This is a genomic window from Actinoplanes sp. NPDC000266 (assembly GCF_042899005.1).
Classification (GTDB): domain Bacteria; phylum Actinomycetota; class Actinomycetes; order Mycobacteriales; family Micromonosporaceae; genus Actinoplanes.
This window is the reverse complement of record NZ_JBIAZI010000005.1, coordinates 719473-731804: the sequence shown is the minus strand read 5'-3', so window position 1 is coordinate 731804 and position 12332 is coordinate 719473. Positions and strand designations below refer to the sequence as shown.

Below are 12332 nucleotides of genomic sequence, written 5' to 3'. Positions count from 1 at the left end.
GGGGGGCCGGGGGGGGGCGATGAGGCCGTATGGGCCGGGGGGGGGGGCGGTACGGGACCGGCCTCGGGGCGCCCCCCCCCCCCCGGCGGGGGGGGGGGGGGGGGGGGGGGGGCCCCCCCCGCCCCCACCTAGGAGTGGCCGTGTCCCTCACCCAGCTCCGGCCGGCGGCGCACCACCGGGCCGAGCCGCCCAAGACGCCGTCCAAGGCCAAGCAATGGCTCTACCGGTTCGACATCAAGACCGTCCCGTACGCGCTGATCGCGCCGTTCTTCATCCTCTTCGGCATCTTCGGGCTGTTCCCGATCATCTTCAACGGCGTGGTGGCGCTGCGGAACTGGCGGCTCGACGACCCGACGCTGACCGGGTGGGCCGGCTTCGGCAACTTCACCAAGCTGCTGTCCGACGAGGACTTCTGGAACGCGCTGGGCAACACGTTCGGCATCTTCATCCTCTCCACCGTCCCCCAGCTCATCGCGGCGCTGATCATCGCCAACCTGCTCAACCGGAAGCTGCGGGCGACGACGTGGTGGCGCATCGGCGTACTGCTGCCTTATCTGACCCCGGTCGTCGCCTCGACCCTGGTCTTCGCGGTCTTCTTCTCGCGCGACTACGGGCTGGCCAACTGGTTCCTGTCGCTGGTCGGCTTCGGCCAGGACGATCCGCTGGACTGGCGGGCGGCCAAGTGGAGCAGCTGGATCGCGATCGCCACGATGGTCAACTGGAAGTGGATCGGCTACAACGCCCTGCTCTACCTGAGCGCGATGCAGACCATCCCCAAGGACGTGTACGAGGCGGCGGCGGTGGACGGCGCCGGGCCGTGGCGGCAGCTGTGGCGGATCACCGTACCGATGATCCAGCCGGTGGTGGTCTTCACGGTGATCCTGTCGACCATCGGCGGGCTTCAGCTGTTCAACGAGCCGATGATGTTCGACGAGAACCCGCAGTCGGCCAGCGGTGGCTCCGACCACCAGTTCCAGACGATCGCCCAGCTCATCTACAAGGTCGGCTGGAAGGACCTGAACCTGGGCTACGCGGCCGCCATGTCCTGGGCCCTCTTCCTGATCATTCTGATCGTGGCCGGCGTCAACGCCCTGCTCACCAAGCGCATCGGAGGTGACCGGTGAGCACCCACCGCTACGCCCTCAGGGCGCCGCAGGACACGCCCGGCACGTGGAAGACGTACATCGGCCTCGTCGCCATCATGCTTCTCTCGGCGTTCCCGGTGTACTGGATGTTCGTGATCGCGACGAGCGCCGACGAGGCGGTCACGAAGATGCCGCCGTCGGTCCTGCCCGGCAACCAGCTGATGGTGAACCTCAACGAGGTCTTCACCCTCCAGGACGTCTACTTCACGGCCTCACTGATCAACAGCTTCATCACCGCCACGACGATCACGCTGGCGACGCTGTTCTTCTGCTCGCTGGCCGGGTTCGCCTTCGCCAAGCTGCGCTTCCGGGGCCGTAACGCCCTGATGGTCGTGGTGATCCTGACCTTGACCGTGCCCAACCAGCTCGGCGTGGTCGCGCTCTACATCGTGATGGGCAAGCTGCAGTGGAACGGCACCCTGCTCGCGGTCATCGCGCCCGGGCTGGTCAGCGCGTTCGGCGTCTTCTACATGCGCCAGTTCATCGCCCACGCGGTGCCGGACGAGCTGGTCGAGTCGGCCCGCATCGACGGCGCGCTGACGCTGCGCGTCTACTGGAACATCGTGCTGCCGGCGATCCGGCCCGCCCTGGCCGTGCTCGGGCTGCTGACGTTCGTCATGGCCTGGAACGACTTCCAGTGGCCGCTGATCACGCTGAACGGCACCGAGTTCCCGACATCGATGGTCGCCCTCTCCGACCTGGCCAGCGGAAACTACGTGATCTACCGGCGGGTCCTGGCGGGCGCGTTCGTGGCCACCGTCCCGCTGATCATTCTGCTCCTGATCGGCGGACGGCAACTCGTCCGGGGGATCATGGAAGGCGCCGTCAAGTCCTGAGTAAGGAGCACCGTGACCTCGTACCAATCCCTGCACGAAGGCTGGACCGTCTCCGGAGGCGACATCTCCGGAGTGCCGGCCGTGGTGCCCGGCTGCGTGCACACCGACCTGCTCGCGGCCGGCCGGATCGACGACCCCTACCTGGACGGGAACGAGACCAAGCTCGCCTGGATAGGGCGGACCGACTGGGATTACTCGACGACGTTCACGTACTCCAAGGGCGACGAGCGGGCCGACCTCGTCTGCGAGGGCCTCGACACCATCGCCGCGGTCTCGCTCAACGGCGCCCCCGTCGGCGCGACCGCCAACATGCACCGCGGCTACCGCTTCGACGTGGGTTCGCTGCTCCGTGAAGGCACCAACACCCTGCAGATCACATTCACGAGCGCTTACGCGTACGCCGAGGCGGAGCAACAACGTCTGGGACACCGCCCCAACGCGTACGACGAGCCGTTCAACTTCATCCGCAAGCAGGCCTGCAATTTCGGCTGGGACTGGGGCCCGACCCTGGTCACGGCCGGCATCTGGCAGCCGATCGGCCTCCAGACGTGGTCGGTGGCCCGCCTGGCCGAGGTACGCCCCCAGGTGACGGTCACCGGCGGCACCGGCCGCGTCGAGTTGCGCGTCCGCCTGGAAAGGGCCGCGGACGACCCGGTGACCATCACGGCCTCGATCGCCGGCCGCACAGCACAGGCCACTGTGGACGGCGTCGAGGCACTGCTGATCCTCACCGTCGACGACCCGGATCTGTGGTGGCCACGCGGATACGGCGCTCAGCCCCTCTACGACCTGGACGTCGTAGTCACCTCCGCCGCTACCGCCCCCTCGAACCCCGCCGAGCTCGATCGATGGTCGCGGCGGGTCGGGTTCCGGTCGGTGCGGGTCGACACCGCGGACGACGGCTTCGTGGTGGTCGTCAACGACGTGCCGGTCTTCGTGCGCGGCGTCAACTGGATCCCCGACGACGTCTTCGACAACCGCGTCACCCGCGATCGCCTGGCCACCCGCTTCCGGCAGGCGGCCGACGCGAACGTCAACTACCTGCGGATCTGGGGCGGCGGCCGCTACGAGTCCTCCTCCTTCTACGACCTCGCCGACGAGATGGGCTTCCTGGTGGGACAGGACTTCCTGTTCGCCTGCGCCGCGTACCCCGAGGAGGAGCCATTCCGCTCGGAGGTCGAGGCCGAGGCCCGGCACAACGTCCTGCGGCTGGCCTCGCACCCGAGCCTGGTGATGTGGACCGGCAACAACGAGAACCTGTGGGGCCACGAGGACTGGGGCTGGAAGCCGGCCCTGAACGGCCTTTCCTGGGGCGCCGCCTTCTACTACGACCTGCTGCCCCGCATCGTCGCCGAGATCGACCCGTCCCGCCCGTACTGGCCCGGAAGCCCCTATTCCGGCGCCCCCGACCGCTATCCGAACGACCCGGCTCATGGCACGACCCACATCTGGGACGTCTGGAACACCGACGACTACACGAAGTACGCCGCCTACCGCCCCCGTTTCGTGGCCGAGTTCGGCTTCCAGGCCCCACCCACCTTCTCCACGCTGCGCCGCTCGATCTCGGACGAGCCCCTGGCCCCCGACTCCCCCGGCATGGCCCACCACCAGAAGGCCGCCGACGGCGACAAGAAACTCACCCGTGGCCTGGCCAACCACCTCCCCTCCCCGCGCGACTTCGACGACTGGCACTACCTGACCCAGCTCAACCAGGCCCGCGCCCTGGCCTTCGGCATCGAACACTTCCGCTCCCTGCGCCCCCTCTGCGCCGGCACGATCATGTGGCAGCTCAACGACTGCTGGCCGGTGACCTCCTGGGCCGCCGTCGACGGCGACGGCCACAAGAAGCCGTTGTGGTACGCCCTCCGCGACGCCTACGCCGACCGCCTGCTCACCTTGCAACCCCGCACAGGCACCCCACTGGAGCCCGGCGGCCCCCAGTCGGAGATCGAGCCCGGCACGGTCGTCCCCCCGGCCGGCGCGCCGGCCCTGGTAGCGGTGAACGACAGCCGCACCCCATGGCCGCTCTCCGCCACCGTGACCCGCCGCAACCTCACCGGCGACATCCTGGCCTCAGCCGTCGTAGGCGCCACAGTCACCGCCGACGGCGCCACGACCCTGCCCCTCCCGGCCGACGTCACCACCCCCGGCGACCCCACCACCGAACTGATCGTCGCCGACCTCGACGACCACCGGGCTTGGTGGTTCTTCGCCGAGGACAAGGACGTCCCTTGGCCCACCCCCGACTACACGGTCAAGGTCGAGGCGGTGACACGACAGTCCACAAAGGTCACGGTCACGGCGGCCACGATCCTGCGTTCCCTGACCGTGTTCCCGGACCGCCTGCACCCCACCGCCGAAGCGGACAAGGCAGCAGTGACCCTCCTCCCGGGCGAGTCCACCACGTTCACCATCGAGTCGGACATCCCGTTGGACCATGACGCCCTGACAAGGCGACCCGTCCTCCGCTGCGTCAACGACGTGGCCCATTGACCGGCCCGGCGCTCCCAGTCCCACCCTGGGAGCGCCGGGCTCCTAGCTCTCAACGACCGCCCCATCCCCACGTCACCTCGCTTCTCGTTTTCCCCCTCACTTATGAAGACGCCTCGACGAGCCCGATCCGCTTACCTGCACCGAAAATCCGGGAAGCGAAGCCGAGACCAGGCCAGAAGCCGCCGCTCGCCTCGCCCGCGCCTCGCGAGGGGCAGGTAGCAGCCGCCGGGAGGGCGCGCCATCGCGAGGAGACACGGCCACTTCGAAGGCACTGGGTCAAGAAAGGCACGCGTGGCGCGGCTCCGGAGGTCGCGGCAAGGCGTCGGCGGAGCGCGGAGCCTTGGCGCGCGCGGGATCGAGCCGTGATGGTCAGGCTCGGTGGGTCTCCAGGTAGGCCTCTATGCGCTCGGCCGGGCCCGGATGGCCCAGCGCGAACCCCTGCCCGTAAACGCATCCCGCCTGGGCCGCCCGCGAGATCTGGTCGGGGGACTCCAAGCCCTTGGCCACGATCTCCAGGCCCAGGCGGCGCCCGAGGCTCACCACCACGTCGATGACCGCGGGGCCGCTTCCCGGTGTGGGCTCCGGCGCCGTGTTCGTCAGGGAGGCGTGCAGTTTCAGCATGTCGACCGGGAGGCGGCGCAAGTGGGACAGGGACGCCTGGCCTGACCCGAAGTCGTCCAGGGCCGCCCGCACGCCCAGCTTGCGGAGGCCCGACAGGGAGGCCACGATGGCCGGCACGTCCTCGGCGATCCAGTCCTCGGCCACCTCGACGATCAGGCGTTCGGGGGCGATGCCGTAGCGGCGCAGCGTCGTGGCCACGCGGTCGGGGAAGCGGGCCGTCAGGAGTTCGCGGGGCGAGACGTTCACCGACAGCCAGAAGCCCGCGTCGCCCGTTGACCACACCGACAGGTGCTTGCAGGCCGTGTCGAGGACCCACTCGTCGAGTTCCGGCGCTATGCCGACCGCGCGGGCGATGGGGAGCAGCTCGTTCGGCATGATCGTGCCGAGGGTGGGGTGGCGCCAGCGGAGCAGGGCCTCGACGCCCACCGGCTGGTCGTCGCGGAGGCCGACCACCGGCTGGAAGACCAGGTCGAGCTCGTTGCGCTCGATCGCGCCGAGCAACTCGCGTTCCAGGTCCATGCGGCGGTTGAGCTTCATCTCGACGTCGGGGTCGTACCACTCGACGCGGTCGAGGCCGAGCTGCCGGGCGCGTTTGCGGGCCAGGTCGGCGTGGCGCAGCACCTCGTCGGAGTCGGCGCCGCCGGCCAGCTCGGCCAGGCCGATGCTGGTGTGCAGCTCGACGATCGCGCCGGGCAGCTGATGGGGCTCGGACAGGACCGTCGCGATACGGGTGGCCAGCGCGTACGCCAGCACCGCGCCGTCCACCGTGAGCACCGCGAACTCGTCGCCGCCGAGGCGGGCCGGCACGTCCTCGTCGCCGAGCAGGGTGCGCAGGCGGCGGCCGACCTCGATCAGCACCGCGTCGCCGGTCTCCCGGCCGCGCGCGTCGTTGATGTCGCCCAGCCCGTGCAGGTCGATCACCAGCAGTGTGCCTTGCCGGCCCGGGCGGCGCCGGTGGGCGAGCAGGTCGCGCATCAGCGCGCGCCGGTTGGCCAGACCGGTGAGCTGGTCGGTGTACGACAGTTTGTGCAGCGCCCGCTCGAGGTGGCGCCGCTCGCCGATGTCGCGCACGTGCACGACCAGGGCCGCCACCTCCGGCACCGACCGCTGGTCGGAGATGGTCGACTCGGTGTCGCGCCACAGGTCGGCGCCGTCGCGCAGCCGGGCCGTGACCAGCGCCGGCGGACCGTCGGCGTGTTCGCCGGCCAGCACCGAGTCGATCATCTCCTGGGCGCCGGCCACGTCGTCGGGGTGGATCAGGCCGGTGAAGCTCTTGCCCACCACCTCGTCGTCGGTGAGGCCGAACAGCCGGGACGCGGCCGGCGACTGCCAGCGGATGCGCAGCCGCTCGTCGAGCACGAGGGTGAGGTCGGTGGCGCCGGCGACCAGCGAGCGGAAGTGGGCCTCGGCGGTCTGGAGCTGGCCCGCGTATTTGCGGATGTCGCGAACCACGAGCAGTTCGCGCATCGCCAGCACGGCCACCATGGCGATGCCGAAGATGATGCTGGTCGGGTCGAAGCTGCGGACCTCGACCAGATGCCAGATCGCGGCGACCACGCCGACTCCGGCCGGGACCGCGAGCAACGGGTAGCTCGCCAGATATTGGTCGGGGTTGCGCGGTTCGAGCGGTGGCAGCGGCAGGTCGCGGCGGGAGCCGCCGTCGGCGGTGAGGGCGAGGCCGATGACCATCAGCACCCCGGCCAGGGCCGGCGCCGGGCCCGACGGGCCGAGGTCGAGCAGCGTGGCGATCGCGGTCAGGCTGACCAGGACCATGATGGCCCCGGCCCCGCAGCGGATCGCGGGGCGCCGGTGCGGCGTGCCGCGCAGCACGGAGACCAGCACGACCGCGATGCCGGTGGCGGCGATCAGCGTGACCGGCAGGGTCGCCGGGTGGGCCTGTTTGACGGGCGGGATCAGATATCCGGCGAAGGCGATGCTGACGCCCAGGCCCAGGCCGTCGAAGGCGCGCCGGCTGTGCAGCGCCCAGCCCCGGCCCGCACCCGGCAGCAGCAGGGTGCCGGTGGAATAGCAGGCCGCGGCCACGCCGAGGCCGGCCGTGGCCCAGACGGCGGCGCCGGGCGGCGACCAGGCGGGCACGGTGGCGGTCAGTGCCGTGGCGAGCCCGCCCATGCCGACGAAACCGGCGCCGCGGCACGCCACGAACGTGCCGTCGGAGTGATGGATCGCCAGGGCGGCCCGCACCAGGACGGCGGCGGCCAGCAGGCCGTAGCCGCCGACCGCGACGGCCAGGGCGAGCGTGGCCGGGATCAGCCCGGCCGCGCCGGCGATCAGCACGGCGATCGCGATCGCCGCGGGCACACCGAGGATCAACACCCGGCGGTGGGGCGACCGGGTGGCACGCGCGGTGGGGGGAGGCACTGCCAAATCGACGATCCTCTGGGAATGTCGCCGGGTCAGGGAGTTGTACGGGGGCGCTGTCCGGATAACGACGCGTCCCCCGAACAGGTTACGGCCGGGGAGTTCGGGGGCGCACGTCGAATCGGTCGGCTATGGACGGCTCCCTCCGGCCACCGACGGCAGCACCTGGATCTCGGACCCCTCGGCCACCGGGGTGTCGAGCCCGTCGGTGCGCCGGCTGTCCTCGCCGTCCACGTAGACGTTCACATAACGCCGCACCGCGCCCTGCTCGTCGCGGATGCGGCGGGCGAGCCGCGGCCAGCGCTCGTCCACCTCGGCCAGCACGGCCGCCAGCGACCCGGAAGCGGTGATCTCCAGCCGGGACGCGCCGCCCGCCTCGGCCCGCAACACCCCCGGCACCAGCAGGACCGGCATCAGATCGACACCGCCCGCACCGAGAGCACGTCGGGCAGGTGAGAGACCACCGTCGTCCACGTCTCCCCCTCGTCGCCGGACGCGAAGACCTCGCCGGCCCGGGTGCCGAAATAGACGCCGGCCGGGCTGCCGTCGTCGGCGCACATGGCGTCGCGCAGCACGACCGGGTAATAAGGGCCGCCGGGCAGGCCGCTGCTCTGCTCCTCCCACTTGTCGCCGGCGTCGGTGGAGCGGAAGACGCGGCAGCGCAGCTCGGTGGGATGGCGCTCGGAGTCGGCGGTCAGCGGGAAGTTCCAGATCACGCCGGGCCGGCTGGGGTGGGCGACCATCGAGAATCCGAAGTCGCTGGGCAGCGTCTCGGCGATCGACTGCCACGAGTCGCCGCCGTCGGTGGAGCGGTAGACACCATGATGGTTCTGCGCGTAGAGCCGATCGGGATCGGCCGCGTCACGGGCCACCCGGTGCACGCACTGGCCGAACTCGGGCCAGGGATCGGGCATGAAGTACGCCTTGATGCCCTTGTTGGCCGGGGCCCAGCTCTCGCCGCCGTCGGACGAGCGGTAGACGCCGCCGGTCGACATGGCCACGAGCAGACTGGCCGGGTCGGTGGGGTGGGGCAGGATCGTGTGTACGGCCTGGCCGCCGAAGCCGGCGCCCCACTCCGGCCGGTGCGGATGGTCCCAGAGCCCGCGCACCAGCTCGAACGAGCGGCCGCCGTCGGTGGAGCGGAAGAGCGCGGACGGCTGGGAGCCGGCATAGACCACACCGGGCTCGGCCCCGGGCACGATCTGCCAGATCCGCTCGACCGAGGCCTCGGCGCCGGCCGGGAAGGCCACCGGGGCCGAGTCGGGCTCTTCCCAGGTCTTCCCGAGATCGTCGCTCACGGCGACGCTAGGGCCGAAATGTGAGTTGTCCACGGCGGCGAGAAGCCTCGGCCGTGGCCCGCTGGTGTCCACGCCGATCGTGTAGATCGCCGTGCCGGAGAACTGCGCCGGGCCCACCTGCCAGGTCCGGCGGTCGTCGTCGCTGGTGGCCAGGAACAGCCCTTTCTGCGTTCCGATCGCGAGCAGCGTTGTCATGCCGATGAGTATCCGCCCAGGGTCCGACAGAAATGGCGCACAAGCCGGGTGGGACACTGGACGGGTGAGTTCTAAGCCCCTTCTCCGTGTCCGCAAGACCGGCGCCCTGCTGGTCGCGGCCGCGATCGCGTTCCTCGGCGCCATCCCGTTCGCCGGCGCCCGGTGGGAGCTCACCCCGGTCCTGCTGATCCCCGTCGCGTTCTTCCTCTGGGCCTGGCGCGCCGGCACGGACGTCTACGCGGACGAGTTGCGCGTCAAGGCGCTGTTCGGCAGCACCCGGGTGCCGTGGCCCCGCGTCGCCGAGCTCGCCCCCGACCCCCGGGGCCAGGTCTCCGCCCTGCTCGACAACGGCAACGTCATCAAGCTGACCGCCGTCACCACGGAAAACCTGCCGCGGGTCCTCGCCGCCGGCGGGCAGGAGATCAAGGAAGCCGACTGACTCAGGTTCCGCCGCTACCCTGGGGTGCGTCGAGATCGAGGAGGTCGAGTGATCGTGCGTTCCCGCCGGGGCCGGGCCGTCGCCGCGGCGCTTGCCGCCGTGCTCGCGCTGACCGCGGCGTGCAGCTTCGGCCCGCCCGATCCCGACCAGCAGGGCGCACCGCCCAACCTGCCCCGGCCGTCGGCGGCCGAGCCGTCCGGCGACGCCAGCGCCGACCCCGGCGGCGGCAGCCAGGAGGTCGCCATCACCGTGCTGGCCAAGGCGCTCGACGTCCCGTGGGGCATGGCGTTCCTGCCCGACGGCACGGCGCTGGTCACCGAGCGCGACACCGGCCGCATCCTGAAGGTCGGCCCCGAGTCGGACGCGGACGGCCTGACGATCGCCGAGGCCCAGCGGCTCGGCGAGGTGCAGGCGTCCGGCGACGGCGGCCTGCTCGGCATCGCGGTCTCACCGAAATACGCCACCGACAAGACCGTCTTCGTCTACTACTCGACGGCCAAGGACAACCGGATCGGCAAGCTCACCCTCGGCGGCAAGCTCCAGACGATCGTCACCGGCATCCCCCGCTCGGCCTCCGCCAACGGCGGCGCTCTCGCTTTCGGTCCCGACGGATTCCTTTACGCGGGTACGGGCGACGGCACGGCCACCGGCACACAGGCGCCGAACCCCAAGAGTCTCGGCGGAAAGATCCTGCGCATGACCACCGCCGGTAAGCCGGCCACCGGAAACCCGGTCAAGACCTCCCTGGTCTGGTCCTCCGGCCATCACAACGTCCAGGGCATCGCCTGGGACAAGACCAAGCGGATGTACGCCACGGAGAGCGGCCAGAAGAAATCCGGCGAGCTCAACGTCATCGTCAAGGGCAAGAACTACGGATGGCCCAAGATTGACGGCACGGGTACGGACCCCAAGCTGAACAATCCGATGTTCAGCTGGCCGGACGCCGAGTCGTCCTGCTCGGGCGTGGCCGTCATCGAGCAGACCGTGGCCACCGCCTGCCTGCTCGGCCAGCGTGTCTACCTGCTCAACGTGACCGGCAACGGCACGGTGCTCGGCACCCCGCAGGCCGTGCTCACCGGCGAGTACGGCCGGCTGCGGGGCATCGTCGCCGCCCCCGACGGCTCGCTCTGGGTGAGCACGTCCAACCGGGAGGACGGCGGCACCCCGGCCACCGACGACGACCGCATCATTCGGCTGGTCTTCTCCGATGGTGGGGCCGGTCGCAGCTGACCATGACACGGTTTGACGGAAAGCGGGTGGGGGCAGGGAGCCGACGATGACCGAGCAGACGGCCTCGGCGGCGACGTGGCGCCGCTGGTGGGCAGCAGTTGACCGATACGCGCGCGCTACGGCCCGGGTCACCGGGCGGGTGCACCGCAACCGGTGGACCCGGCGGCTGCGCATGGGAGCGGCGGTCGCGCTGGTCAGCGTCGGCGGCGTCGTCATCGGTACGATGCTGTTCGCGCACGCCGACCTGAACGTCGGCCCGTTCCGCGCCGAGATGTCGATCAGCCCGTCGCTGCTCGGTGGCACCGAGGTCGACCTGCCGCCGCTCGGCTCGCTCCATCTGGACAGCCACGACGGCCCGATCCACCTCAAGGTCGACCTGGCCTCGCTCGACCAGAACCGCACCGAGGCGCTGATCGACGACCCGACCGCGCTGACCTCGGCCGGCGAGAACGCGGTGGACGACGTCCGCACCGGCGTGATCCGGCTCGGCGTGCGGACGCTCGGCATCTCCGTACTGGCCGCTCTGATCCTCTCGGCCTTGATCTTCCGCAACGTGCGGCGTGTCGCCGCGGCCGGGGTGACCGCCCTGGTGGTGACCGGCGGCAGCCTCGGGCTGGCGGCCGGCACGCTGCGGCCCGACTCGATCGCCGAGCCGCGGTACGAGGGGCTGCTCGTCAACGCGCCGGCGGTGGTCGGTGACGCCCGCCGGATCGCCGACAACTACGGCAAGTACGCCGACCAGCTGCAACAGATCGTCAGCAACGTGAGCCGGCTCTACACGACGGTCTCGTCGCTCCCGGTGTACGAGCCGGAGGGCAACACGACGCGCATCCTGCACGTCTCCGACCTCCATCTGAACCCGTCGTCCTGGGGCCTGATCCGCACGGTGGTGCAGACCTTCGAGATCGACGCCGTGGTCGACACCGGCGACCTGGTCGACTGGGGCAGCAGCGCCGAGACCGGGTACGCGGCGTCGATCCCGTCGGTCGGGGTGCCGTACATCTGGGTCCGTGGAAATCACGACTCGGCCGCCATCCAGGCCGCGGTGAAGCGCCAGGACAACGCGGTCGTGCTGGACAACGAGATCACCACGGTGGACGGCCTGACCATCGCCGGCATCGGCGACCCGGAGTTCACTCCGGACAAGAGCGAGACCCCGGCCGCGGAAGATCCCACAAGCACGGAGCAGAGCCCGCTGCTGCGCTCCGGCAGCCAGCTCGCCGAGACGATCCGCGCCGCCGGCAAGCCGGTCGACGTCGCGCTGGTGCACGATCCCGCGATGGCGCCGCCCCTGTCCGGCGTGGTGCCCCTGGTCCTGGCCGGTCACAAGCACCAGCGCGAGGTGAGCCTGCTGCCCGCCCCGCCGGCCGGCCTGGGCGCGTCCGCCTCGCCGTCACCGGCCCCGTCGGGCGGCACGGCCGCGCAGCAGCCGATCGCGACGCGCCTGATGGTCGAGGGTTCGACGGGCGGCGCCGGCCTGCGCGGCCTGGAGAAGGAGGATCCGACCCCGCTGAGCCTGTCGGTCCTCTACTTCGACGAGAACCACCAGCTCAAGGCGTACGACGACATCTCGCTGGGCGGCACCGGCGAATCCAACGTGGAGATGCAGCGCAACGTCGTCGGCGCCGAGCCGGAGGAGACGCCGTCCCCGTCGGCCTCGGTGGTCCCCCAGCGCTGACGGATTGATAGGTTTCCC

9 protein-coding genes are annotated in these 12332 nt (G+C 70.9%); 6 read left to right on the top strand and 3 right to left on the bottom strand.

Annotation, left to right across the window (positions count from 1 at the left end):
- Window positions 1-140 precede the first annotated feature (140 nt).
- The 3 genes from ACFY36_RS24090 (at window position 141) to ACFY36_RS24080 (ending at window position 4474) form a co-directional block, all read left to right on the top strand.
- Window positions 141-1124 carry a carbohydrate ABC transporter permease gene (locus ACFY36_RS24090; RefSeq protein WP_499748186.1) on the top strand — a complete coding sequence of 328 codons (984 nt, stop codon included), beginning with the start codon at window positions 141-143 and terminating at the stop codon, window positions 1122-1124.
- A 77-nt stretch (window positions 1125-1201) separates the two neighbouring features.
- On the top strand, window positions 1202-1981 hold the full coding sequence (locus ACFY36_RS24085; RefSeq protein WP_499748218.1) for a carbohydrate ABC transporter permease: 780 nt from the start codon (window positions 1202-1204) through the stop codon (window positions 1979-1981).
- A 12-nt stretch (window positions 1982-1993) separates the two neighbouring features.
- Window positions 1994-4474, top strand: a complete 2481-nt coding sequence (locus ACFY36_RS24080; RefSeq protein ID WP_499748185.1) for a glycoside hydrolase family 2 protein — start codon at window positions 1994-1996, stop codon at window positions 4472-4474.
- A gap of 369 nt (window positions 4475-4843) precedes the next feature.
- On the opposite strand, the gene ACFY36_RS24075 is transcribed toward ACFY36_RS24080, so the two are convergent.
- The 3 genes from ACFY36_RS24075 to ACFY36_RS24065 form a co-directional block, all read right to left on the bottom strand.
- Entirely contained in the window at window positions 4844-7474 is a 2631-nt protein-coding gene (locus ACFY36_RS24075) for a putative bifunctional diguanylate cyclase/phosphodiesterase (protein WP_499748217.1), read from the bottom strand.
- A 129-nt stretch (window positions 7475-7603) separates the two neighbouring features.
- On the bottom strand, window positions 7604-7888 hold the full coding sequence (locus ACFY36_RS24070; RefSeq protein WP_499748184.1) for a MoaD/ThiS family protein: 285 nt from the start codon (window positions 7886-7888) through the stop codon (window positions 7604-7606).
- Window positions 7888-8967, bottom strand: a complete 1080-nt coding sequence (locus tag ACFY36_RS24065) for a WD40/YVTN/BNR-like repeat-containing protein (RefSeq protein WP_499748183.1) — start codon at window positions 8965-8967, stop codon at window positions 7888-7890. Before ACFY36_RS24065 ends, ACFY36_RS24070 begins: the two co-directional genes overlap by 1 nt.
- 64 nt (window positions 8968-9031) lie before the next feature.
- Between ACFY36_RS24065 and ACFY36_RS24060 the strand changes: the two genes are divergently transcribed.
- From ACFY36_RS24060 to ACFY36_RS24050, 3 genes are read left to right on the top strand one after another with little or no spacing between them, the layout of a single operon-like run.
- Window positions 9032-9406 carry a PH domain-containing protein gene (locus ACFY36_RS24060; RefSeq protein WP_499748182.1) on the top strand — a complete coding sequence of 125 codons (375 nt, stop codon included), beginning with the start codon at window positions 9032-9034 and terminating at the stop codon, window positions 9404-9406.
- Window positions 9407-9454: 48 nt separating this feature from the next.
- Window positions 9455-10636 (top strand): PQQ-dependent sugar dehydrogenase, encoded by a 1182-nt coding sequence (locus ACFY36_RS24055; RefSeq protein ID WP_499748181.1) that lies wholly within the window; start codon window positions 9455-9457, stop codon window positions 10634-10636.
- Window positions 10637-10682: 46 nt separating this feature from the next.
- The gene (locus tag ACFY36_RS24050; RefSeq protein WP_499748180.1) at window positions 10683-12314 is read left to right on the top strand and encodes a metallophosphoesterase family protein; all 1632 of its coding nucleotides are present in this window, start codon (window positions 10683-10685) and stop codon (window positions 12312-12314) included.
- Window positions 12315-12332: the final 18 nt, after the last annotated feature.

Excerpts from the sequence above, each read along its gene's own strand:
- ACFY36_RS24085 (WP_499748218.1), top strand. The coding sequence starts at position 1,202 with ATGCTTCTCTCGGCGTTCCCGGTGTACTGGATGTTCGTGATCGCGACG.
- ACFY36_RS24070 (WP_499748184.1), bottom strand. The coding sequence starts at position 7,888 with ATGCCGGTCCTGCTGGTGCCGGGGGTGTTGCGGGCCGAGGCGGGCGGC.
- ACFY36_RS24065 (WP_499748183.1), bottom strand. The coding sequence starts at position 8,967 with ATGACAACGCTGCTCGCGATCGGAACGCAGAAAGGGCTGTTCCTGGCC.
- ACFY36_RS24050 (WP_499748180.1), top strand. The coding sequence starts at position 10,683 with ATGACCGAGCAGACGGCCTCGGCGGCGACGTGGCGCCGCTGGTGGGCA.